Source organism: Bradyrhizobium sp. LVM 105, assembly GCF_003957705.1.
Taxonomy (GTDB): Bacteria; Pseudomonadota; Alphaproteobacteria; order Rhizobiales; family Xanthobacteraceae; genus Bradyrhizobium; species Bradyrhizobium frederickii.
In genome coordinates, this window is record NZ_QZMV01000013.1 from 202,729 (window position 1) to 225,990 (window position 23,262).

15 protein-coding genes are annotated in these 23,262 nt (G+C 61.2%); 10 read left to right on the forward strand and 5 right to left on the reverse strand.

Annotated elements, in window-relative coordinates; all coding sequences use genetic code 11:
* Window positions 1-256: 256 nt before the first annotated feature.
* The 6 genes from D6B98_RS29575 (at window position 257) to D6B98_RS29600 (ending at window position 11,286) form a co-directional block, all read left to right on the forward strand.
* A complete protein-coding gene (locus tag D6B98_RS29575) occupies window positions 257-1,396 on the forward strand; it encodes a glycosyltransferase (RefSeq protein ID WP_126260553.1) in 1,140 nt (379 codons plus the stop codon).
* A complete protein-coding gene (locus D6B98_RS29580; protein WP_126260554.1) occupies window positions 1,396-2,736 on the forward strand; it encodes a hypothetical protein in 1,341 nt (446 codons plus the stop codon). Before D6B98_RS29575 ends, D6B98_RS29580 begins: the two co-directional genes overlap by 1 nt.
* A 31-nt stretch (window positions 2,737-2,767) precedes the next feature.
* Window positions 2,768-4,045, forward strand: a complete 1,278-nt coding sequence (locus tag D6B98_RS29585; protein WP_126260555.1) for a glycosyltransferase family 4 protein — start codon at window positions 2,768-2,770, stop codon at window positions 4,043-4,045.
* Window positions 4,042-5,433 carry a hypothetical protein gene (locus tag D6B98_RS29590; RefSeq protein WP_126260556.1) on the forward strand — a complete coding sequence of 464 codons (1,392 nt, stop codon included), beginning with the start codon at window positions 4,042-4,044 and terminating at the stop codon, window positions 5,431-5,433. The genes D6B98_RS29585 and D6B98_RS29590 overlap by 4 nt, the downstream gene beginning before the upstream one ends.
* Before the next feature lie 568 nt (window positions 5,434-6,001).
* Window positions 6,002-9,910 carry an RHS repeat domain-containing protein gene (locus D6B98_RS29595; protein ID WP_126260557.1) on the forward strand — a complete coding sequence of 1,303 codons (3,909 nt, stop codon included), beginning with the start codon at window positions 6,002-6,004 and terminating at the stop codon, window positions 9,908-9,910.
* A gap of 251 nt (window positions 9,911-10,161) precedes the next feature.
* Entirely contained in the window at window positions 10,162-11,286 is a 1,125-nt protein-coding gene (locus D6B98_RS29600; RefSeq protein WP_126260558.1) for an acyltransferase family protein, read from the forward strand.
* Window positions 11,287-11,311: 25 nt separating this feature from the next.
* Here the strand turns inward: D6B98_RS29600 and D6B98_RS29605 are convergent, their stop codons facing one another.
* Window positions 11,312-12,778, reverse strand: coding sequence for a lipopolysaccharide biosynthesis protein (locus D6B98_RS29605; RefSeq protein WP_164718944.1), 1,467 nt, complete (start codon window positions 12,776-12,778; stop codon window positions 11,312-11,314).
* Between the two features lie 124 nt (window positions 12,779-12,902).
* Here D6B98_RS29605 and D6B98_RS29610 point away from each other — a divergent pair, with 124 nt between their 5' ends.
* The gene (locus D6B98_RS29610; protein ID WP_126260560.1) at window positions 12,903-13,736 is read left to right on the forward strand and encodes a polysaccharide pyruvyl transferase family protein; all 834 of its coding nucleotides are present in this window, start codon (window positions 12,903-12,905) and stop codon (window positions 13,734-13,736) included.
* Window position 13,737: 1 nt separating this feature from the next.
* Window positions 13,738-14,853 carry a glycosyltransferase family 4 protein gene (locus D6B98_RS29615; RefSeq protein ID WP_235884988.1) on the forward strand — a complete coding sequence of 372 codons (1,116 nt, stop codon included), beginning with the start codon at window positions 13,738-13,740 and terminating at the stop codon, window positions 14,851-14,853.
* A 17-nt stretch (window positions 14,854-14,870) separates the two neighbouring features.
* On the opposite strand, the gene D6B98_RS29620 is transcribed toward D6B98_RS29615, so the two are convergent.
* The 4 genes from D6B98_RS29620 to D6B98_RS29635 are packed head-to-tail and all read right to left on the reverse strand — an operon-like array spanning window position 14,871 to window position 19,631.
* Entirely contained in the window at window positions 14,871-15,962 is a 1,092-nt protein-coding gene (locus D6B98_RS29620; protein ID WP_126260562.1) for an acyltransferase family protein, read from the reverse strand.
* On the reverse strand, window positions 15,959-17,065 hold the full coding sequence (locus D6B98_RS29625; RefSeq protein WP_126260563.1) for an acyltransferase family protein: 1,107 nt from the start codon (window positions 17,063-17,065) through the stop codon (window positions 15,959-15,961). The genes D6B98_RS29620 and D6B98_RS29625 overlap by 4 nt, the downstream gene beginning before the upstream one ends.
* A gap of 9 nt (window positions 17,066-17,074) precedes the next feature.
* Window positions 17,075-18,412 (reverse strand): hypothetical protein, encoded by a 1,338-nt coding sequence (locus tag D6B98_RS29630; protein ID WP_126260564.1) that lies wholly within the window; start codon window positions 18,410-18,412, stop codon window positions 17,075-17,077.
* 7 nt (window positions 18,413-18,419) lie between these two features.
* Window positions 18,420-19,631 carry an acyltransferase family protein gene (locus D6B98_RS29635; RefSeq protein ID WP_235884987.1) on the reverse strand — a complete coding sequence of 404 codons (1,212 nt, stop codon included), beginning with the start codon at window positions 19,629-19,631 and terminating at the stop codon, window positions 18,420-18,422.
* A 651-nt stretch (window positions 19,632-20,282) separates the two neighbouring features.
* Here D6B98_RS29635 and D6B98_RS29640 point away from each other — a divergent pair.
* A complete protein-coding gene (locus D6B98_RS29640) occupies window positions 20,283-20,795 on the forward strand; it encodes a hypothetical protein (RefSeq protein WP_235884986.1) in 513 nt (170 codons plus the stop codon).
* A 31-nt stretch (window positions 20,796-20,826) separates the two neighbouring features.
* Window positions 20,827-23,058 (forward strand): Wzz/FepE/Etk N-terminal domain-containing protein, encoded by a 2,232-nt coding sequence (locus tag D6B98_RS29645; protein WP_126260565.1) that lies wholly within the window; start codon window positions 20,827-20,829, stop codon window positions 23,056-23,058.
* Window positions 23,059-23,262 lie beyond the last annotated feature (204 nt).

Consider the following 23,262-nt stretch of genomic DNA (forward strand, 5'->3'; position numbering starts at 1 on the left):
CAATGCACTTCACCTATCGCGCGCATCGGTGTTCGCACAAACGATTTGCAACTGGGTGCAACGCGGACGCCCCAGCGTTGTTCCACGAAATGTTTCATTCCCGTGACAATCGCGCGCGCAATGGGCTTGGCGCAACATCACCACATCGCTGCCCCAATATCGCTACGTATTCGAGGAACTGTGTTTCGCACTAGCGAACACAGAACAGGGATACAGGATGTCCGGCTCTCCGACGCAGCCCTACGCAAGACAACCGATGAAAGTGCTGCACGTCGCAGAGACGATTCGGGGCGGGATTGCGAGCTATCTGAACGAGTTGCATCCTCAGCAACAGGCAAGCTTCGGCGCGGACAACGTGCACTACGTCGTGCCTTCGGATCATCGTCGCGATCTCCCCGGGATCGACGACAACCAGATTACGACGTTCGAGCGATCCGGCCGCAGTATCGCCGGACTATTCCAGATGTTTCGTGCGAGTATGCAGGCCCTGGATGCCTTCCGCCCTGATGTCGTGCATCTGCATTCCTCGTTCGCGGGCCTCGTGCTCCGCCCCGCGCTTGCAGCCCGCTCGGACGGACCACGCGTCGTCTATTGCCCGCACGGCTGGGCGTTTTCGCGCGAGACCGGCCGCCTCAGCCACGTGGTGACGAAGGCCGCAGAGAACCTTCTCGCACGAACGTCGGACCGGATCATCTGCATCTCTGGCGACGAGTTCAACGAAGCCGTCCGCGCCGGAATTCCCGCCGACCGCCTCACCCTCGTCCATAACGGCATCTCGAAGACGCGCTCGCCGCAGCCCGTCGCGGCAGACTGGACTTCCAAGAAGGTCAAGGTTCTGTTCATCGGACGCCTCGACCGTCAGAAGGGCTTTGATCTCCTGATCGAGGCGGCGCGCGCGCTCGAAGACGTGGTTGATATCCGCATGATCGGCGCCTCCGTCGTCAACAAATACGAAGGCCCGAGCGTACCGTCCAACGTGTCCCTGCTCGGCTGGCTAGACCGCCCGACCATCGAGACCCAGCTCGAGGCCGCCGATCTCGTCGTGATCCCGTCGCGATGGGAAGCCTTCGGCCTCGTTGCCCTGGAAGCGATGCGCGCAGCAAAGCCTATCCTGGCATTCCGCAGCGGAGCACTGCCCGAGATCGTGGTCGACGGCGTCACCGGCGTGCTTTGCGAGCCTGTCGCCGTTCAACCGCTGGTGGACGGCTTTCGGCGGGCGCTCGATTTCGATCTCAAGGTGCTGGGGCAGCGCGGCTACGACCGGTTCAAGCAGCTGTATGACGTTCAAAAGACGCATGGGCAGTTGCAGCAGGTCTATCTCGAGCTGCTGCAGAACGACCAGACACCGATCGAGGCCAAGGCGGGGCTGCAATCGGATCTCTCCAAGAATTTCTGATGGCTCCACTAGTCCCACGCACCTTGGTTCGCGACAGTCTCCGCCTCGCCAGCCTCATCGCATCGGTCCTTCTGCCGGCCTCGGTCTGCGCCCAGCAGGCGCAACCGCTCGATGCCCGATTCCTGCTGGGGGTCGGCACGCATCAGGGCCTGGGTGGCCCGGTGAGCGCGCGCGGATACGTGCCTTCGGAAAACGTCGCCCAGATCAAGCAACTCGGTCTCAATTCCTTTCGCGATGATTTTCCCTGGTCCGAGTTCGAGGTTGGGGGACGCCGGATGGGCTTCACACCCAGACTTGGCAGGCTCGAAGCGCAGGTCAAGTCCGGCGTCGCGCGCCCTCTCCTGATCCTCGCCTTCGGCCATCATCTCGTTCCGAATTCCTCGCCACCGACGACCGACGAGGCGCGGCAGCGGTTCGCCGATTATGCGGCGGCGGCCGCGCAATCGGTGGTGGCGCAGCATCCGCTGTTCGAGCTCTGGAACGAATGGAACCTGGCGGCGAAGAAAGATCCTGCGTTCTCGCCGGAAAACTACCGGGCGCTCGCCGAGGTCACGCGGCCGGTCGTCAAGCGGATGGCGCCAAATGCGCCGTTCTTGGTCGGCGCGCTCGGCGACGATCTGGGCTGGACATGGACCGAGAAGATGCTGCGGACCGGCATTCTTCAATATGCGGACGGCGCATCGATCCATCTCTACAATTTCTGCATGGGCCCGAGCAAACGCACCTCGGCCGAAATCATCGACAGGCTCACGGCGTTTCACCGGCTGGTCGGCCAGGCGAGCGGAAACCCCGATTTTCCGATCTATGTCACCGAGACCGGGTGGACCACGGCTGCCACCAATAAATGCGGCGTCAGCGAGCAAGCCCAGTCCGACAATAGTGCGCAGCTCATCTTGTGGGCATCGACCGCGGCGCGCTGGCTCAAAGGAATGTGGTTCTACGAACTCAAGGACAGTGGAAAGGACGCATCGGACCTGGAGCACAATTTCGGACTCTATCGTTTCGACAACTCGCCGAAGCCGGTCGCCTGCGCGGTCCAGGGCGCCTGGGCCTTCATCCGCTCCAGCCTGAGCGCCGAGAAACGCGATCTCGCCAGCGGCCTCGTGTCGATCAATGCAACGACGACGTCCGGCGCCAGAGTTGCGGTCTGGTCCGAGACTCCCGACCGGCGTTACGAGGTCCGGATCAAGGGCGATCAGGACGGCGCAACCTTTGCGATGCCGTGCGACTCGGCCGCAAGACCGGCGTCCGGTGCCTGGATTCCGGTTTCGACCACGCCTGTTCTCATTGCAGCGAGCAACGGTGCCATGCCCGCCCTGGAGATAAGGCCGGCACGGTAAGCGCTATTTTTGCAAAACATGAGGTTCAGTGATGAAAGTTCTTTTGACGTCCACGCTTTATCCGACGCCTCAGGCCCCCAAGATCGTCGGCGGTGCAGAGATCTTCGCGCGGCGCTTCGCCGAAGGCCTGGTGCAGCGCGGAGACGAGGTCGAGGTGATCCGGGCCGCACCGTCCCCTGGGCAGGAGCGCGAAAGCTGCAATGGCATCAACGTCCATTCCGCGCCGGTCCAGAACATCTATCGGCCCTTCACGGAGCAGAAGAACGCCGTCCTGCGCAGCATCTGGCATGCGGTCGACGACTGGCAGATGCAGGCGCCGCTGATCGCGGAGCGCATCCGGGCCTTCAAGCCGGACGTGCTGCACTCCAACAATCTGTCGGGTCTCACCACCGCGATCTGGCGCGTTGCCGCCCAGCTCGGCGTGCCGGTGCTGCATACGCTTCACGATTATTATCTGACCTGCCCGCGCTGCTCGCGCTTCGACAAGGGGCGCTCCTGCGAGCACACCTGCACGAGCTGCGGGATCCTGACCTTCCATCGCAAGCGGGCGACGCATTGGCTGAGCGCGGTGGTCGGCGTGAGCGAGCGCGTGCTGTCGATCCATACCGACATGGGCATGTTCGCGGAGACGCCGATCCGCACCGTGATCCGCAACGCCTCGACGGAGCCGCCGCGCGAACCCTATCCCCGTCCGGTCTGCACCACGGAGGTGACGTTCGGATTCATCGGCCGCCTCACCGAGGAAAAGGGCATCGACAATCTGATGCGGGCACTTGCCATGCTGCCCCGGGATCGCATCCGGATGCTGATCGCCGGTCGCGTCAGCGACGAGGAACAACGGCGCCTCAGGGCGCTCGCGCCGGATGCGCGTATCGAGTTCATGGGATTCGTGGTGCCGGACGATTTCTACAAGCAGGTCGACGTGGTGATTGCCCCCTCGATCTGGCACGACCCTGGTCCGCTCGTCGTCGCCGACGCCAAGGCGGCCGGCAGGCCGCTGCTCGGAACGCGCTTTGGCGGCATGCCCGAAGTGATCGAGCACGGCGTGACCGGCTGGCTGACCGAAGCCGACCCGAAATCGCTTGCCAAGAGCATGATGGAGGTCGCGGCGGATCCCCACAAGATCGACGAGATCAGCCGGCGCCTCATTGCGGATACCAGCAAGTGGATATTTGCCGACGTGCTGTCGTCATACAAGAATCTGTATGAACAATTGCGCGAGCAGCGGATGTCGCACGTGCGCGCAGCAACGACTGAAGCCTCAAAAGGTCCGGCCATCGTCGGCAAGGAGCGCCTCATTCCGCGATGACACGCCTGTTCGCGATGGCGGGCTATTTCTATCAAAGCGCCGCGGCGATCATCCTGATCTTCGCGGTCAGCCATCTCTTGCCCGCTGCCGACTACACCAGCTTTTCCCTCACGCTGGCCTCGAGCCAATTGCTCTGCGTCCTGATGTTCGAGTGGCTGCAGCTCGCCGGATTGCGTTTTCTCGCAGCAGCCCGGGAGGACGAGGCGGCCCGGCTGAGGTGGTCGCTCTTCGCAGCTGGCGTGTCGAGTGCGGGCGCGCTGATAGCGGTCGGAAGCTGCGCGTTCCTGGCCAGCACGCTGCCGGCAGGGATCATCGCGCTCGGCCTCGGCATATCCGTGCTCCAGGGGGTGACGGATCTGTATTTCCTGACGGTACGCCTGTCGGACCGGCTGGGGGTCGCCTCCTCTCTTCTCGCACTGCGTGCCACCGCGCTTCTGGCGGGAGCCGCGGTGGGAGGAAGGATTTGGGGAACGGCTGAGGCCGCGCTGCTCGGGATTGCGTTGGGACACACGCTGGGGCTCGTCGCGGGGCTCATCGCTTACCGCACGCCGCTGGAACGCGCCTCGTTGCAGACGATGCTCGCCGACTGGAAGACCTTCGCCCGCTACGGCATGCTCGCGGCGGGTGCATCCGTCATCCATCTGTCGGTGCCGGTGCTGCTCCGCTTCATCATCATCGGCCGGCTGGGCGCGACGGGCGCCGGCGCCGGGTTTTCGATCGCGCTCGACCTGCTGCAACGCCCGTTCTGGGTCCTCAATGCAGCGATCCACACCGTGAGCTATCCCGATGTCGTAAAGGATTTCGAGCGCGGAACCGTCACGAAGTCGGTGCAATCGACGCGGCGGATGTTCGAGTTCATGGTCTGCACGACCCTCGTGCTGCTCGGCGGACTGGTCGGCTTCATTCCGGATGCCGCTCGCATCCTGGTGCCGCGGGAGAGCCTGGACGGCTTCCTGACGACGGCGCCCATGGTGGCCGCCTTCTATTTCCTACACACGCATCTCCAGGCGACCGTCGCAGTCGTTCCGCACCTGGAGAAGCTCGCGACCAGGCTCGTAGTCGTTGCGGCCGGCCAGCTCGCGATCGTCGCGGCCGTCGCGCTAGCCGCGGTTTGGGCCGGCCTGTCGCCGCGACAAGCGGTCGGCTGCGCTTCGCTCGCCACGCTGGCAGCGATTCTGTTTGCGCTCGGTCCGACCCTGCGGTTCGAGGCATTCCCGCGCTGGTCACTGGTCGCGCAGGCGCTGGTGGCCGCCGTCCTGATCGGATCACTCGGCGCGATGCCGACCGAGCCCGCGACATGGCTTGCCGGCAAGATCTTGATCGCCGGAATCGCGACGGCCATCGTCGGTTGGCGCGGAGATTTTCTGATGCTGGCCCGCCGCGACTAATTCGCCGCACCGGCATGGATCGGAACACAGCGAGCGAGCAATTGAGCCGTTGGGCCACGGCGCTGATTCAGTTCCTGGACGGAACCATTGCGCCTCCCCGGTCCAACCAAGCGGTCATATCCGGGAAAATACGGACACAACTAACGCGATAAAATCTGTCAGATTGCTCGCCCATGAAAAAACGGCATCTGCCGACTCCCTGTGCAATCTGATGATGCAGACGAAAGAGTCGGACTCGGCAACGAGCCGCTTCACTTGGTCGCGACTCCCAGGCGCCGCGTTCGTATGACACGCTCTCAAGCCGAAGCGTTGGGTCGAACTCGCACGGCTTGCGCATATATTCAGCAGCGTAAATCGTGGAAATCTTGAAAGCGCCTTTCTCACGCCATCCTGCACGGGCATCGCATCAACATTCTGCTGCAACACGAGTCGAGCTGTTCCTGCACAAGGAACCGCATTTCACTCGCGATTTGTAGCTTCGATTTTTATCTGAAATTCACACTCGACAGAGAAGCTTCGACGCAAACCCCTGCGAGCAATTTCGTTCGCGCTGAAACTCGAGTGTGCAATGCCCGATCAAACCATCCTATCCGCCAGCGGCTTCACCAACTCCATCGGCGTCAACACGCATGCCGGTTTCGGATGGACCGGCTACAACAACCTCGCGCTGATGGCCGACAGCCTCGAATATATCGGCGTCACCCATCTCCGCGACGCGATGGGGACGAACCCCGCTGCGCAGCCAGTCGTCGAGGGCCTGGCCGCCGCCGGCTACAAGTTCGACTTTCTGGTATCGTCTGCGCTGCCCCAGTCCGGTACGGTCGGGTTGCAGAACTACATCGCCTCGCTCCATAAATTCGCGACGAGCTATTCGGGCAGCATCAGCGCCATCGAGGGGCTCAACGAGGCCAATCACCAGCCCTTCAGCTACAATGGCAGCTCGAGCCTCTCGGCCGCAGCCCAGTTCCAGAGTGCGCTCTATCAGGCCGTCAATGCCAACGCGACGCTCGCCAGCATCCCTGTCTACAATCTGTCACTGGCCTACAACGATCCCCAGGGCTACAGCCAGCTCGGCAACATGTCGGGCTCGGTCGACTATGCCAACGCCCACGCTTATGTCAGCACCGGCCTCAGTCCGAGCAACTCCATTGCGGCGACGCTGAGCGCCGTCATGGCCGCGGCTCCGGGAAAGCCTGTCGTCATCACGGAAACCGGCTACACCACGCAAAACAATACCCAGTATCTCGGCGCCAACGAGACGGTGCAGGCCAAGTCGATCCTGAACACGCTTGTCGTCGCCTACAAGGCCGGCGTGAGTGCAACTTACCTCTACGAGCTGTTCGACCGCGACTCGTCTGCAGCCAACACCAATCCCGAAGCCAATTTCGGCCTGTTCAACTCCGACGGCACGCCCAAGCTCGCCGCTACGGCGATTCACAACCTGACGACCATTCTGGCCGACGACGGCAAGGGCGGCCTGCAGCCGACTGACCCATTGAACTACACGTTGAGCAACATGCCGGCCACCGGCAACAGCATGGTGCTCGGCAAGAGCAATGGCGCCTACGAACTCGTCGTCTGGGCCGAGCCAAAGCTCTGGAACGACTCCACCGATACCGAGCTGACCAATGCGGCCCAGACGGTCACGGTGAACCTCGGCGCCGTCCATCACACCGTGAAGGTATACGACACGCTGACGGGAACCACGGCGATCGCCAGCTACACCGACGTCAGCACCATCACCATTCCGGTCAGCGATCACCCGGTGATCATCGAGATCGACGCGCCCCCGACCACGCCGCCCGCCCCGGACACAAGGACCAGCGTCACCGGGACGGCTGCGGAGATCGTGCCGCAACTGTCCGACCTGAGCGACTCGACGGCGCTGCAGACCATCACGCTGACCGACTCCCACGTCCTGCAGGTCGCCTCGAAAGCGACCATGGACTACATGATCGCCCATTACGGCAACGCGCTCTCGAAGATCCAGGGCGGATATACGTTCTCGGTGACGAACTCGGCGGCGACCTGGACCAGCACGAAGACTTACGATTCGAGCGGAAAGCTGCTCTCGAAATCCGACACCGGCCTCAATTCAAGCGGGCAGCCGACCTCGACCACCGTCGTCTACAGCGACGGCTCCAAGGACGTGATCAGCTACACCGGCGGCGTGCAGACGAAATTCGTTCATGTCGGAACCGACGCAACCCGGACAACCGACACCTACAACACGGCCGGCACCCTGCTGAGCGAAGTCGTCCAGAAGTCCGACGGCTATTACTCCACCACGCTCTACACGAACGGCGTGAAGACAGCCGCCTACGTCAAGAACGCAGACCGCTCGCAGGACAACTATACCTACAACATCACGGGCAAGAGCTTCACCACCCAGGTGCAGCATCTCGACGCTTCGGGGAAGGTCACTTCGGTGATCCGCAGCCATGCCGACGGCTCGCTGGACTCGACCCAAGTCTACAATAGTGACGGCAGCAGCGTGATCACGTTGTACAGCGCCACGGGAGTGAAACTGGTCGAGACCGCCTACCATGCCGATCGCAGCAAGGATGTCTGGACGTACAGCATCAAGGGCCAGAACTATACGACCCAGCACGACGTCTACGATTCGACCGGATTCCTCACGACCCTGACGCGCCTGCATGCCGACGGCAGCCTGGCCTTCGAGCTGATGCAGACCGCCGACGGCACCAAGTCGACCAACTGGTACAATGCCGCCGGCAGCCTCACCAGCGAGGTGGTCGAAAAGGCCGACGGCTTCGCCTCGACAACCCTCTACAGCAACGGCGTCAAGACGAAAGTTTACATCAAGAACGCCGACGGTAGTCTGGACAACTATGCCTATGGCATCACCGGCCAGAGCTACACCACGCTGATCCAGCACATCGATCCGTCCGGCAAGGTCACGTCCGTCACCCGCAAGCACGCGGATGGCACGCTCGACTATACCCAGGTCGTCAACAACGACGGGAGCAGCGTCGTCACCATCTATGACTCGACGGGAGTACGGACGAAACAATCCGAGTACCACGCTGATGGCAGCAAGGACGTCTACCTCTTCAACATCACCGGCCAAAACTACACGACCGAACACGACGTCTATGATGCAACCGGCTTCCTTACGACGCTGATCCGGAAGCACGCGGACGGCAGCATGGCGTTCAAGCTGGTGCAGAGCAAGGACGGGACCAAGACGACGGACTGGTACGATGCAAAGGGGGTCCTCACCAGCGAGGTGATCACGAAGGCCGACGGTTACAGCTCGACAACGGTCTATACCAACGGCCTGAAAACTGCGGCCTACATCACCAATGCCGACCTGAGCCAAGACAATTTCACCTACAACATCACCGGCCAGAGCTATGCCACGCAGCACCAGCATCTCGATCCGACCGGCAAGACGACGGAGGTGACCCGCTGGCACGCCGACGGCACGCTCGACTATACCCAGGTCGTCGGCAGCGACGGTGGCAGCGTCGTGACCAATTACGACGCTTCAGGCGTCAAGAAGACACAAACAGACTATCACTCCGACGGCTCGAGGGATGTCTATCTCTTCAACGTCATCGGTCAGAACTACACGAAAGAGCACGATACCTACGATACCACCGGTTTCCTTACGCACATCGTGCGGACCCATGCCGACGACAGCCTGGCATTCACCCTTGTGCAGAGCGCCGACGGCACCAAGACCTCGGGCTGGTATGACGCCAATGGAATTATCACCAGCGAGGTGACGACCAAGAGCGACGGCTACAATTCCACCACGCTCTACACCGGCGGTATCAAGACCGCTGCCTATATCAAGAACGCCGACGGCACGTCGGACAACTGGAACTACAACATCACAGGCCAGTCCTACACGACGCAGCACCAGCACCTCGATGCCTCGGGCAATATCGTCGAGATCACAAGGACCCACGCCGACGGCACTCTGGACTATACCCAGATCATCAACAATGACGGCAGCAAGCTGACCGACATCTATGACAGCGCCGGCATCAAGACCCAGGAGATCGCCAGCCACGCCGACGGCTCGAGGGACGTCTTCCTGTTCAACTTCAACGGACAGGCCGGCCTCACACAGCACGAGAACTACGACACCGCCAAGGCGCTGCAGTTCATCGATCAGACCAAGACCGATGGCACCCACAACGTCACGGCCGTCGCCAGCGGCGTGACGATCCAGGGCGGGGCCGGCAATGACGTGTTCTCGGCGGCGCCGAACTCGACGACCGTCGCGTACGACCACGGCCAGGACCAGATCCTCAACTTCCAGGCCGGCAGCGGGACGACGCACGACACGATCGCGATCTCGAAACTGCTGGCGGAAGACTACAGCCACCTCCAGATCACGCAGTCCGGCACGAACGCGCTCATCACGTTCTCGGCCACCGACTCGATTCTGCTGAAGAACGTCTACGTCTCCAGCCTGACCAGCCACGACTTCGTGTTCGTCTAAGCACGGCGAAATCTGCCCAAACGGGCGCCAACAGCGCTAAGGGAGCCGGGACCGTGCAGGGTCCCGGCTCTGTTCGTTTGTCGCGCGCCTGCCTCATCGATGAGCAGAGCTGACTGCCATTCGCAATTGGATAGGCCCCATGAATTCGGGCGGGCCGCCGCGAATGCTCCGCATCGGCCTGCGCGCTTGCGAACTTGCGTCACAATTCGACTCTAGAAGGGAAACGAACCGCGCAAGGACTCCGAGGCCCGATGGAAGCCAGTGAAGCAAGACGTTTTGTCGTTCTCGACTTCTACCGCTTCGTCGCCGCGCTCGGGGTCTTCATCTTCCACCTGAAGCTGATCGACAAGGGCATCTCACCGGCCTGGAACGGGTCCTATGGCCTGTTCGTGGACATGTTCTTCATCCTGTCCGGGTTCGTGATTTCCTACTCCTATCCTTCAACCTCGACAGGCCTGCGCTCCTATGCGCGCTTTCTCGTCAGGCGGATCGCGCGAATCTACCCCTTGCATCTGCTCACATTGTTGATATTCGCGGTCCTTGCTCTCATCGGCATATCCGGTCCGACCTCGCACGCGAGCTGGACGGATTTCCTTCAAAACCTCTTCCTCGTGCAGGCGTGGGGTATCACAGATCATCTCAGCTTCAACTCGCCGGCCTGGTCCATCAGCGCCGAGCTGTTCTGTTACCTATTATTCCCATTGTTCATGCTGCTGGCCGGGAGGATCTCGCCGCTGATGCTCGCGATCATCGTCGCGCTCTCTTATGGAATCCTTGCCCATGCTCACCTGCCGATCTGGCAGGAGCGCTCACAGATGTACGGGGCAACTTTCGATTTCGGGATGTTACGGGCGCTTCCGAGCTTCCTGAACGGGATTCTCCTGACTGTCCTGTTCAGGCTCTCGAGCGACTATCGCAAGAAGCCGGTCGCATTCGCCGGAATAGCGCTGTTTGCCGTCTCGATCCTGGTCCTCAACTTCTTTGCCAAGCCCGACCTTGCAATCATACTGTTCTCTCTCGCGATCCTCGTCACAGCCACGGGAGAAAGCGCCTTCGCGCGGTTTCCCGGTTCCGACTGGCTTGGCCGCCTCGGCAACACGTCATACGCGATCTACATGGTGCACGAAGTGCTGTTGATCCTGCTTTTCAAGCCGGCCTGGCACTATTTCGGACTTCAGCCAAGCATGTTTCCAGTGTTTGCATTGGTCTGCTGCATCGTTCTGACAGTCGTTGCCGACGTGACGTATCGCTATGTCGAAGATCCCGCTAGAAGATTGATCAACCGGCTTGCGCCTGGCGGGGCAAGATCAGCCCGCGTCCCGAAGCCCGAGCCGCTCGATCTTGCCGAGGCCAGACAGGCGGCCAACGCAAGCTAGCTGGTGCGTGCAGGCCGAATTCTGGCTAGGTCTTAGACGATCGCCGCACACGACCCAAGACTTCCTGCCAAATCCGCACCACCGCCGGCCGGGCGACCGCCATGACAACGGCAAGATAGACCGAAGAACCAAGCAGCACGAGCGCCGCGAGACGCAGCCATGGCGACGTGGCCGGCATGGTTACGGAGGCAGCAACGACTGCGCATGCCATCACCGCGGAGCCCGCAAGTGCGGGCATCAGCGCCGCGGCATAGGGCTTGACACCGAGCGCCAAGATCCGCATCGAGGCTCCGGCGGATAGTGGATACAGCAACAAGGCGCGAACGACGTAGCCGACAGCGATCGCGATAAGGCCAAACGGCGCAGCGACGATGAAGATCGCTATGTTCGAAACCGCGTATATCAGCGTCAGCCAAGTCTGCCAGTGCGGTTTGCCGAATGCCAGGATCACCGAGTGATTGTAGAGGCCGATCGTGGTCAAGAACCCGGTGATCGACATGATCGCGAGTAGAGGGGCGGCCTCGCCCCACTTGGATCCGAAGAAACCGACGATGAGATCCGGTGCCAGAGCCGCTATGCCCGCGAAAAGCGGGGCCGTCAGCAGTGACGTGTACTTGACGAAGTCGACCAGCGTCGAACGCGATGCTTCCCGGTCATGCTGGAGGCCCGCGATGGTCGAAAAGAACACGCGGTTCAGCGCATTCCCGATCACGGTACTCACGGCGTTGACCAGGCGCTTGGCAAGGCTGTAGAAGCCCGCGCCGGCGGCGCCGGTATACCAAGTGACGAAAATCAGATCGGAATTGGCATTGGCAAAGTTCGTGATTCCCGTCAGCGCCACGTAGCGCGCATAGCTCAGGAGATCGATAACAGCCTGCCGGCTGACCCGGAGCCGAGGGCGCCAGGGCGTCAGGATCCAAAGGCTGGCCAGCGAGATCAACGAAGTCGAGACGAGCTGTCCGACCAGCGCAAGGACCCCGTACCCCTGTATCGCCAGCGCGATCCCTACGGCTCCGCCAACCGAGATTGAAGAAATCGAACGGATGGCGAGGGATCGAAAGAGTTGATTGCGCGTCAGCCAGGCTTCGTGCGTCCGTGACAAGCCTTGCACGGCCACCACGATGCAAAATCCTTTGAGAACGATGGCAAGATCCGAAAGACCGGAGAATCGTTCGATGGCGCCGCTCGAGGCGAACAGTGCGAGTGCTGCAAACAAGGAGAGGCCCGCGATGAGCCAAAACGAGGCAGTGTAATCCTCATCCTTCGGATCGGGACGCGCCTGGACGGCAATCGCGATGCTCTCGATCAGGACTGCCCGACAGAACTCGAGCGCCAGCGCTCCCGTTGCCACGATGCCGAGAATCTGCGGCGACAGCAGCCGCGCCATGATCATGTAGATTGCGAGCGTGAGCGCCTGCCCGACCGCGGAATCGAGCGCCGACCAAATGACGCCCGAAACGATCGAGCGCGGCTTGATAATCTCGTGGCGCAATTGGAAGCCTGTCACAATTCGGGGTTAGGTCGACATTCGTCGATGAGCCATTGGCTGCTATGGTCCAATAGTCGCCTTGTTTACGAGGACACTACGGCAAGAAAGCAGCTACATCCGAGGCAGCATGAATTTTCGAGGCAATCTACGACGGCTGATCAACGAGGTCGGCTGCGACTTTATTCATCAACTGCCCTATCCGCACGTGGACTTGTTCTACTGGCGTCCCGACGACGGAACGATCAATTTCGGTGATCATCTTTCGATCGTTGTCGTTGACCATCTCTTGCGGCAATTCGGCTATACGCTCGCCGATGAGGTGCCGCGGCAAACGCGCTTGTTCGCGATCGGCTCCGTGCTCCACTACGCGCGAAATGGCGATGTGATCTGGGGAAGCGGCGTAAACGGGCGCGCCGGCCAAGGCGACCTCAACCATCGCGTGCAGAATTTGGACGTGCGAGCCGTGCGCGGCCCCCGTACCCGGGAGGTTCTGCAGCGCCGGGGCATCGCAGTCCCCGAAGTGTTCGGAGACCCGGCGTTGCTGCTTCCTCAGCTGTTCCCCAATCGCTTTCACCCCACAGCCAAGAAGCCGTGGGTGTTTGTTCCGAATTTGCACGATTTGAACCTCGTCGACCCTGCCGCCGATACGGTGGTCTCACCGCTGGGATCCTGGAACCGGCGAATTGACGCCATTCTCGAAGCTGAACTGGTTCTGGCCAGCTCGCTCCACGGCATCATCGTCGCCGAGGCATTCGGGATACCGGCTCGATACGTACGGCTGAGCAGCGGAGAGGCTGAGTTCAAGTATCATGACTATTATGAGGGCACCGGCCGGTTCGCCGTCGAGTTTGCGACGAGTATTGACGAAGGTCGCGAGATGGGGGGAGCTGCGCGCCTTAACTTTGATCATCGTGCCTTGATGAATGCATTCCCGATCGACCTCTGGAGCGGAAAGAACTAACATGGCCAAGCGCCTCCGCGTGGCCATCTACGCGCCGCATTTTGCGGAATATTCCTACCGCCTCGCATCGGGATTGGCGCATCATTGCGACGTTCGGCTTGTGCTCAATCGCAAAGACGCGAACCAGCAATGGGAACTTGCCGATATCGCCGTGACGGCGCCGTTCGAGACACGAATTCGCGACCTCAGCCTGCGGCGCGGCGGCGCAATTGGCATTCCTGCCTCGTTCATCGACATAATATCCTTTCGCCCGGACGTGATCCATTGTCACGAAGTTCCTGAGATCTACACGTCCAAGCTGATTCAGCTCCTGCGTCCGCTCGGCATTCCCCTGGTGCTGACCGTTCACGATGCTATCCCGCACTCGGAGGGCGGCTCCGGCACCTCGCCCCGTGAAGATGCCTGGCGCGGGCGCATGCGTGCGGCCGCCTCGATCGTCACGACGCACGGCGAGAGCTGCATTGCCGATTTTCATCGCGCCACGCCCGACTTCAAGGGCGAAACGGTTTCCAGCATGCACGGCGTGCTCATGGTTCCGTCGGACAAAAGCTCGTTCACTGAGCCGGAACCCGGGCGCATCCTGTTTTTTGGACGGATGTGGGCTTACAAGGGCCTCGACGTCTTCATCGACGCGATCGATATGTTGGCCCAGCGCGGTGTCGCGCATGAAGCGATCGTCGCCGGGCGCGGCCCCGAGATGACACGGCTCGGCGCCCGGATGGAGGCAATGCCGACGGTCAAGACCATCAATGCCTACATTTCACCTGCGGATACCGGACGTCTATTTCAATCTGCTACAGTGGTTGCCTTGCCCTACAAGGATGCATCACAAAGCGGAGTGCTCGCATCCGCCTATGGGAATGCGCGTCCCGTCGTCGCCAGCGCCACCGGTGGCATTCCCGACGTCGTGACGGACGGCGTCAATGGTCTCCTGGTTCCTCCCGGCGATGCCACTGCGCTCGCCGATGCACTCGAGCGCGTGCTGACGTCGAATTCACTCGCCGCAACGTTGGCTGACGGCGCGCGGCAGACCGCGGCCGGGCCCCTGAACTGGGATCACATTGCCGAACGGTTGCTTGGATCCTATCACAGGCTCGCCGGTCGTACCGTGAAGTGAGCGCGACACGCGCTCTCTCAAGCCGATTGCCCCACTTTCAGCGGTCGAAAGAACGTGCTGCGGAACGCGCCGTCCAGCAAGCGTCTCAGCCGGACTTCGATCAGTTCATAGCTGATCGCACTTGCAGCCAGTGACAACACCAGCCCGAGTCCGATGAAAGCCGCCCATAGCAGCCAGCGGTCGACGCCGGCGGCAACCAGCTTCAGGCCAACCACCTGCAAGGGGAAGAGCACGAAGGGGTGCACGAGATAGAGGCTGTAGCTGATCTTGCCGATGTATTGAAGCGCCGGCGTACTCAGGGCCTTCCCGAGGCCTGATTCCGGGGCGAGCACCATGGCGAACAGTAGAAATCCGGGAATGAGCCCTACGAACGGATGAAACAGCACCAGGCTCGCATACAGCGCGGCCCCGCAGACGAGCCCTGCGACCAGACCGAGCCGTCCGGGAATGGAAATGCGAAATCCCGTCGCGCTGAACAGCATCCCAATGCAAAAGAACGCGGTGATCGGCCAGCGCATCAGGCAGGCCACGCCCAGCAGGATGAGAGGCGCCGCCAGCAGCCTGCCCCCAGCGCGCCACATCGAGAATGTCAGCGCAAACCAGATGTAGAATGCCCACTCATAGGTCAACGTCCACGCATTCTGCTGGGCAATGGGCAACCCGAGCGCGTCCTGCACGAAGAACAGGTTGGCCGCAAAGATCCCGAGATAGCTGGTGAGATCGATCCCGCGGAAGAATTTGTAGGCCACGATCGGCCCGATCGCGAACAGCGCAAGATGCAGCACGACGAACACCGGCATGATGCGCAGGACGCGGTCGAAGAAGAACCGCGACAGCGAACCGTGGCGTATCAGACTGGCCGGGATCAGGAATCCGCTGATCATGAAGAACAGCTCGACGCCGTGCCCGCCGACATTGATCACCGATTGCAGCCAGGACCAGAGCGGCGGCAGGAAGCCGGGATCCGGGATGTCGTACATCCCGCCCTTCGGCATATCGTAGAAATGGTCCATCAGCACGCTCAGCGCCGCGATGGCGCGCAGGCCCTGGACCGACGGAATGAACGATCCGTCATAGGCGGCGCCCGGCTGGTGAGGTGCCTTGATCACTCTGCGGCACCCTGGGTGCTGAGCACTGGCTCGAGGACGACAGGCTTTCTTCGCGCGGAGCGGAATCTTTGCCCGAAGGAAATGCTGGGCTTCTCGATGAACGTGTATGTCATCCAACTGACGAGGATCGACAATGCCAGGATGACGACCAGGAAGATCGACCATCCGAGGGGTCCGTCGCCGAACCATACCAGGCGATGGACGTAGACAATCACGAACGGCGACATCAGATAGACCGAATAGCTGATCACGCCGACGAATGCCATCGGGCGCCAGGCCATCCGTTCGCCGAACACGGCAAAGCCGATGAAGACAAGCGCCGCGCAGATATAGGCCGATCCGATCGAATAACTGTAGAAGAAATTCTCGTGATACACGCCGCCGAACCGGCGGTCGGACAGGGTGGCGGCGAAGACCGCATACAGAAGCGTGCAGACGGTCACATGCGTCCACCGCAGCTTGCCGCCAATGACGGTGTCGCGGATGATCTTGCCCAGGAACATCGCCGAGAGGTTCAAGCCGACCTCCATCACCGAGGACACTGCCCTGCTCTCAACGAAAAGTGCAGCTGTGGTTCCCACCAGCGCGGCGGCAACGACGATGGTCACCGCCGTGAAGCGCCGGTTGAGCAGCCCCATCGCAAAGAGAATGGTGCATCCGACGTAGAACAAGAGTTCGATCGCCAGGGTCCAGTAGAACACCCAGAGATTCGGGACGTTCACGAAAGTCTGCAACATCGTCACGTTAGCGGCGATCTGCCCCAGCGGAAAACTCTTCGAATCCAGCAGCTGCACCGACACGAGCCCGACAACGATCGAAGTCCAATAAGCCGGATAGAGCCGGAAGAAGCGGCTGATCGTAAAATCGCGCACAGGCGTGGCGCTGTCCGGGAAGCTGAACGGAATGACGAAGCCGCTCACGAAGAAGAACAACACGACGCCGAACCGGCCAAAGTTCATGTAGTAGCCGAATATGTCGTGGAGGGGCCCGTAATAGACACCCGTCGGGTGCTTTTCCAGGATGACCTCGAATACGTGCTGGACCAGGACGGCCAGCACGGCAATGCCGCGCAGTGTGTCGATGAATGCGAGCCGTTTATGCATTGTTCGTTCTCACCTGCTTCCGCTCGCCGCCGGTACATCCGGGCGGAAGCCTTCTAATGACGGCATCGGTGGCCGTACGATGATTGGCACGGCGTCGCCCGCCCGCGCGGTGGCCGCGCGCCGCGAGAACACCTCGCTGAAGCTCAACGCGATGATCAGCAGGCCGGACGCGGGGCCGTAATTCAGCACGGTGATCGTGAACAAGTTGACGACGAAGATCAGCGTCAGCTTGTAGACGTCGGTCGTGCCGAACGTCGCCCGGAATACCATCACCATGAATGCGACGAACGGGAGTCCGAACATCAGATACGTGCCGATATAGAAATTGTCGACGGGAACCCAGAAGGGGGCGAGCGGCGAGAACAGCTTCTGCGGATAGTTGAAGCAGCCCACGCCGCAGCCGGTCACGAGACCAACGGGCATGAGCTGGCTCAGGTAGACGAACGGCAGTTGCCAGCTGTTGTTGATGCGGTCGACGATGCTGAACAGGGTCGTGTGCGGCACCGCGGCGGTACCCGAAGCAAGCACGATCATGAAGAACGGCACCAGGATCGCGGCAAACGACCACAATGCAATGTTCCGTATCGCGGAGAAGCGCGACTTCTCCGGCAGCATCCGCACGAACACCAGCAGAATCAAGTAGAGCACGAGGACGATCATGGTCGTCTTGCTGGTCGTCAGACGGATGATGTAGACCGCAAGAGAGCCGTACAGAAGGCACCAAATCGTGCTCTTACGGATCGACGTAATTGCGAAGGACACGAGTATGAAGAAGGCCGCCATGGTACTTTCGGCAGCAAAGCCCGTGAGACGCTGATCGTCACCGCCATAGGCCCACCATAAGCGACCCGCCTCACGAACGGCGCCGAAGGACTCATATTTGTATCCGACCCAGGGCATGAAGTAGAATTTCGTCAGCAGCACGCCGATCAGCGAGAGGTAGAACGTCGCGGCGATGACCGACAGCAACTTTTTGTAGGAGCCCAGACTGGTGTCGCAGAAACAAAATCCGACGAACACCGGGAGCATCATCTTAAACGACGACATCGCCGCGTTGACCGTCCCCAGCATGAAGTAGCCGAGCACCAGCGACAGCATGATCTGCACGAGGACAACTGCAGCCATGATACTGCGATTGCGCAAGATGCAATGCACGATGAACTGGACCAGGCACACAAGCGCAATGCCATCCGGCACGAACCAAAGCGCGTCCAAATGCATGATGCTGGTGTAGTACCGCATCATACCGCCGAAGGCATCCCGGACCAGATAGGCTGCGAGCGCGATCGCCTCGATATTGAGGCTGATCAGCATCATCCTGCGGGGTTGCAGCGCGAAGGTGCTCATGCGCGGCTCAGTTGCTCAGCCGCGCCGATCGGGCGGGGGATGGCGCAAAATCCGGGGGGCTTCCGAATGCATTTCGCAGGAACCTGCCGCCGGGAATTTCGACATAGAGATAGGTGAGGTGCGAAACCGCGAGCACGGCCGCCAGTGAAACGACGAGATTCAGCGTAGCCGGCAGGCCTGCCCAGATCGAATCCAGGGCGGCGATTCGCCCCGCTCCCACGCCCCGCACGAAATATTCAGCCAGCAGCACCACGAGCGCGTGCACCATATAGATGGAGTACGAGCGGCGCCCCAGCCAGATCAGCGGCTTGGCCACCAGGATCCGCGGCATTAGCAGCGCATCCGGAAAGGAGAGCAAGCTGCCGAGGAAGATCGCGAACATCACTGGTGCGAGGAAAGTCGCCGCAGGATTGGTCTCTGCCAGGGACACCAGGACGATGCTCGCGATCATGGCGACGAATTGCAGCACGCCCTGCACGGCAGCGCCCGGCTTTGCACGCAGGCGATCGACGATCTTCACCATCAACACGCCCAGGAAAAAGCCGACGAAGCAGCGTAGAAGGCCGAAATCCGTCTGAAGCTCGAGGCTCCTCTTTTCGAGCACGAAGATGATGAAGACCAGACTTCCGACCGCGATCAGCCCGGAGAGCACATAGAACCACGATAGCGAGCCCATGCGCAGGGCAAAGAGAACGATCAGACCAAACACGAAATAGGTGTAGAACTCGACGCTGATGCTCCAGCTCGGCGCATTCCAGCTGAGATAGTCGATGAAGCCCATCGAATGCAGCAGCAGAACATTGAGGCCGAACGAATAGGCGTTGTTCACCTCGAAAACCGTCGGGGCGGCGACCACGACGCCCGCCATGACCAGGCCGATGCGCAGCAGGCGAAAGACGAGGTTTGCGAGCAGCATGACGATATGCAGCGGATAGACTCGCGCCAGGCGCCGTATCATGAATTCGCGCAGCGAGAAGCGCGTGAAGTCGTTCTCGATGTAGCTCAACGCCATGACCATTCCGCTGAGAACAAAGAACAGATCGACCAGCAACCATGCACTCCTGAAGAAGGAGCAGTTGATCCAGGCGTTGTGCGGGAATGCCGCGAGAAAGGTCGGCATCAGCAGCAGATGGTGGATCACCACCGAAGTCGCGGCGATCCCCCGGATACTGTCGAGCGGCTGGACATGCGCCTTCTCACGATGAACCAACTCCGTCACATCAACATTCCGTCGCTGTTGCATCGCAGCAGTGTGTATCAGGTCTCGCGCGTGTTCAATCTCTGCGATCGCGGACTGGCATTCGATGCATGACGCCCGACGATATTTTCAAGGCTCGCAGATTTTTCGGACATGCGAGCGCCAAGTTCATGCCACTTTTCATCCGACGCGCCCCTGCTTCGGCGCGCAAGCCGATCCGGATGTGATGATTGCGAGCATTTGCGCGCAAAGTGTGCGCGAAATTCGGCACTGTTGCGATCGATGCTCTTCGCAGCACCATTGATCTGTCTGCGTGCAGATGTCGCACGAAAAACTCTCTCGCCCGGGGGAACAATAAGCGCGCGTCACGACTTGTGTCGGTTTTGCGACGAGCGGCCGTGCCGCGCGCCCGATATCTTTTCAGTTTGCAACATTCCTGAGCGCGACCTGCCGATCTCGCAGGCATTGTAAATCTTTCTTCTACAACCGGCGAGAAAGCAGACAACGCCGTCGGTTTGTCGACGGTTTTGCATCGGCTTTTGCGTCGCACAAAAAGATGACACAGTTACCTGCCAAGTTTCGCCTGTTCTCTTATTGCAACAGAAGCAAGGAACACGGATGGGCCGCGGACTAACACGTCGTCATGCACAGCCGCGATGGCTGGCGATTGTCTTGATCGGTTTTGCGCTGATTGTCTCGAGTGTCGAAGCTTGCCGCGCGCAGTGCGTCGAATTCTCGGACCGCGCCTCGCAACTCGAACTCGACACCTTCGTGAAGTCGCCCTCCTCGCTCCTGGAGCGGCTGCGCAATGACAAGGAGAAGTTGCGGTATTGGCTCGCGCGCTATGTCGCCACAAATCCGTCGGTGCTGCCGTCCGTGCAGACGCTCATCTCGGCCTCGACCTCAACCGATCGCTCGTCCATCGGCGCTGCGCTGCGCATTGCCGAAGCACGTTGCACGTCGACCAAGCCGGACGCCTCGCGCAAGATCAGGGATTTCGTGCAGCGGATCGGTGATCTCAACGTGCAGGCCGGTTATTCCGCCGCAGGAGACGACAGCTCCGGCGTCCAGGTCCAATCGCAAATCAAGACCTCGCCGCAGCCGGGCCGCGGCGGAGCACTGCTCGAAGGCGAGTGGAGAACCAAGCTGGCCAATCCATTCAAGCCCGTCCCCCTTCCGAATTGATCCATGATCGTCAAAGGCAGCGAATTAGCACATGTACCAGCCTAGGGAACATTTCCAGTCGGGGCACCGATTCGGCATCGAATTCGGCGGGGCGGTCCTCAGCTTCGAGCGCGTGGCCGACGTCCTTCGCCGCCAATGGCCGATCATCGCGGTGTGTACGGGAGCTTCGCTGGCCCTGGTGATCGTCTACCTGGCCATGGCGCAGCCCATGTTTACGGCAAATGCCCGCATCATGATGGATACGCGGCAGACGCAAGTTTTGGACAAGGACAGCAACGCCAGCAGCGCCCTGATCGACACGGGCTATGTCGACAGCCAGGTGGAGATCATCAACTCGGACGACCTCATTCTGTCCGTCGTCCGCCGCCTGAAGCTGACAGAAGACCCGGAGTTCAACGGCTCCAATCCCGGCCTGCTCTCTATCATCATCGGCAAGCTGACATCGCTATTCGGCTCCGGCGAACCAGCAAGCCAGGAGCGAATCGAACATGCGGTCGTCCAGCAGGTTCAGAAGAATCTGCGTACGGAGCGCGTGCTGACGACATATGTCCTGTCGCTGAGCTATAAAGCGCGGAGCCCCGACAAAGCCGCCAAGATCGCCAACGCGATCGCCAATGCCTATCTCGTCGGCGCCCTGGAGGCCAAATATCAGTCCACCAAGCGGGCCACCGAATGGCTGCAGCAGCGCAGCCTCGAGCTGAGCGAGCAGGCATCGGCCAGCGATCGCGCCGTCCAGACCTTCAAGGCCGAGAACAACATCGTCGGAACCAGCCGCGGCCTGATGTCCGAGCAGCAATTGTCCGACCTCAACACGCAACTAGTTCAGGCGCGGGCTGCGACCGCCGAAGCCAAGGCCCGGCTTGACCGGATCGACACGATTTCCGATCAGGATGTTGCGCAGTCGACCGTGACGGATGCCCTCAACAACTCGGTGATCACCCGTCTGCGCGCTCAATATCTCGACCTCCAGGCGCAATATGCCGACTGGTCCAGGCGCTACGGCAAGTCCCACCTTGCGGCGGTCAATCTGGCCAACAAGATGGAGGAGCTGCGCAAGAACATCGCCGACGAGCTGCGTCGGATCGCAGACGCCTATCGCAGCGACTACGAGATCGCGAAGAGCCGGGAGGCCTCGCTCGAGAAGAACGTGAAGGAGCTCGTCGCCCAGGCCGGCAACAAGGGCCAGGCCGAGGTCAAGCTGCGCGATCTCGAAAGTGCCGCCGACACCTACCGCAATCTCTACAACAACTTCCTGGAAAAGCTGCAGAGCGCGACGCAGAACCAGAGCTTTCCCCTCAGCGAGGCCCGCCTCATCAGCACCGCCACCAAGCCGGACCGCAAGAGCTCGCCGCGAACGGTCCTCGCCCTCGTGGGCGGCCTGGTCGGCGGCCTCTGCCTCGGCTTCGGCGCGGCATTTGCGCGTGAACTGCTGAGCGACGTGCTGCGGACCCCCGGCGAGGTCGAGGATGAGCTCGGCGTGAAATGCCTCGGCGTACTGCCGGACATACGTCCGCCGACGAAGGCCGGCGCGTTGCTCTCGACGTCAGCGAAGACCGGCCCTCCCGATCTCTCCCGCTACGTCGTCGATCATCCGTTCTCACGCTTTGCCGAGACCTTGCGCAACATCAAGGTTTCGATCGACGTCGCGCGTCTGACCCGCGAGATCAAGGTGATCGGCATCGTCTCTTCCCTTCCCAAGGAGGGCAAGACGACGGTGGCCGCCAATTTCGCGCAGCTGATCGCCCTCACCGGGCATCGCACGGTTCTGATCGACGGCGATCTGCACACGCGCTCGCTGACGCGGGAGCTCGCGCCCAACGCCAAGACCGGCCTCGTGGAGGCTCTCAACGATCCCGCGAACCTCGGCTACCACGTGCAGCGAAGCAAGGAGACGGGACTGGATTTCCTGCCCTCCGTAGTGGCCTCGCGCATGGTCAATTCGGCCGACGTCATCGGATCCAAGGCAATGGCCGAGCTGCTCAAGGTGCTGAGGGAGCACTACGAGTACATCGTGATCGATCTCGCCCCGGTGATGCCGGTGGCGGACTCCAAGGCCGTCAGCTTCCTGATCGACGCCATGGTCTACGTGATCGAATGGGGCCAGACCACGCGAACCGCTCTGCAGGAGTCGGTTTCGGGTTCGGAAGTTCTCCAGAAGAAGCTGATCGGCGCCGTGCTCAACCGCGCGAACCCGAAGATGCTCAAGCGCATCGAGGCCTACAAGGGCAAGCACCACAACAGCTACTACGTCGAGCATACCTAGGCGGCGGCGCCGCGCCCAGGCCGATCTGGAACGACCTCGGGCCCGTTGCCATTTGGCAGCGGGCCTTTTTCGTTCGCGCTTGGCGGAATTGTTGGGTGAAGGCGGTCGAGCGCACCTTCGCCTGCGCGAGCGGAGATTGCCCCAAGCCCCTGGGAGCTGCTCCGACCTCCGTATTCGCCCGGAATCCACAACTTGCGGTTATTG

Excerpts from the sequence above, each read along its gene's own strand:
- D6B98_RS29575 (WP_126260553.1), top strand. The coding sequence starts at position 257 with ATGAAAGTGCTGCACGTCGCAGAGACGATTCGGGGCGGGATTGCGAGC.
- D6B98_RS29580 (WP_126260554.1), top strand. The coding sequence starts at position 1,396 with ATGGCTCCACTAGTCCCACGCACCTTGGTTCGCGACAGTCTCCGCCTC.
- D6B98_RS29585 (WP_126260555.1), top strand. The coding sequence starts at position 2,768 with ATGAAAGTTCTTTTGACGTCCACGCTTTATCCGACGCCTCAGGCCCCC.
- D6B98_RS29590 (WP_126260556.1), top strand. The coding sequence starts at position 4,042 with ATGACACGCCTGTTCGCGATGGCGGGCTATTTCTATCAAAGCGCCGCG.
- D6B98_RS29595 (WP_126260557.1), top strand. The coding sequence starts at position 6,002 with ATGCCCGATCAAACCATCCTATCCGCCAGCGGCTTCACCAACTCCATC.
- D6B98_RS29600 (WP_126260558.1), top strand. The coding sequence starts at position 10,162 with ATGGAAGCCAGTGAAGCAAGACGTTTTGTCGTTCTCGACTTCTACCGC.
- D6B98_RS29610 (WP_126260560.1), top strand. The coding sequence starts at position 12,903 with ATGAATTTTCGAGGCAATCTACGACGGCTGATCAACGAGGTCGGCTGC.
- D6B98_RS29615 (WP_235884988.1), top strand. The coding sequence starts at position 13,738 with ATGGCCAAGCGCCTCCGCGTGGCCATCTACGCGCCGCATTTTGCGGAA.
- D6B98_RS29625 (WP_126260563.1), bottom strand. The coding sequence starts at position 17,065 with ATGCATAAACGGCTCGCATTCATCGACACACTGCGCGGCATTGCCGTG.
- D6B98_RS29630 (WP_126260564.1), bottom strand. The coding sequence starts at position 18,412 with ATGAGCACCTTCGCGCTGCAACCCCGCAGGATGATGCTGATCAGCCTC.
- D6B98_RS29645 (WP_126260565.1), top strand. The coding sequence starts at position 20,827 with ATGTACCAGCCTAGGGAACATTTCCAGTCGGGGCACCGATTCGGCATC.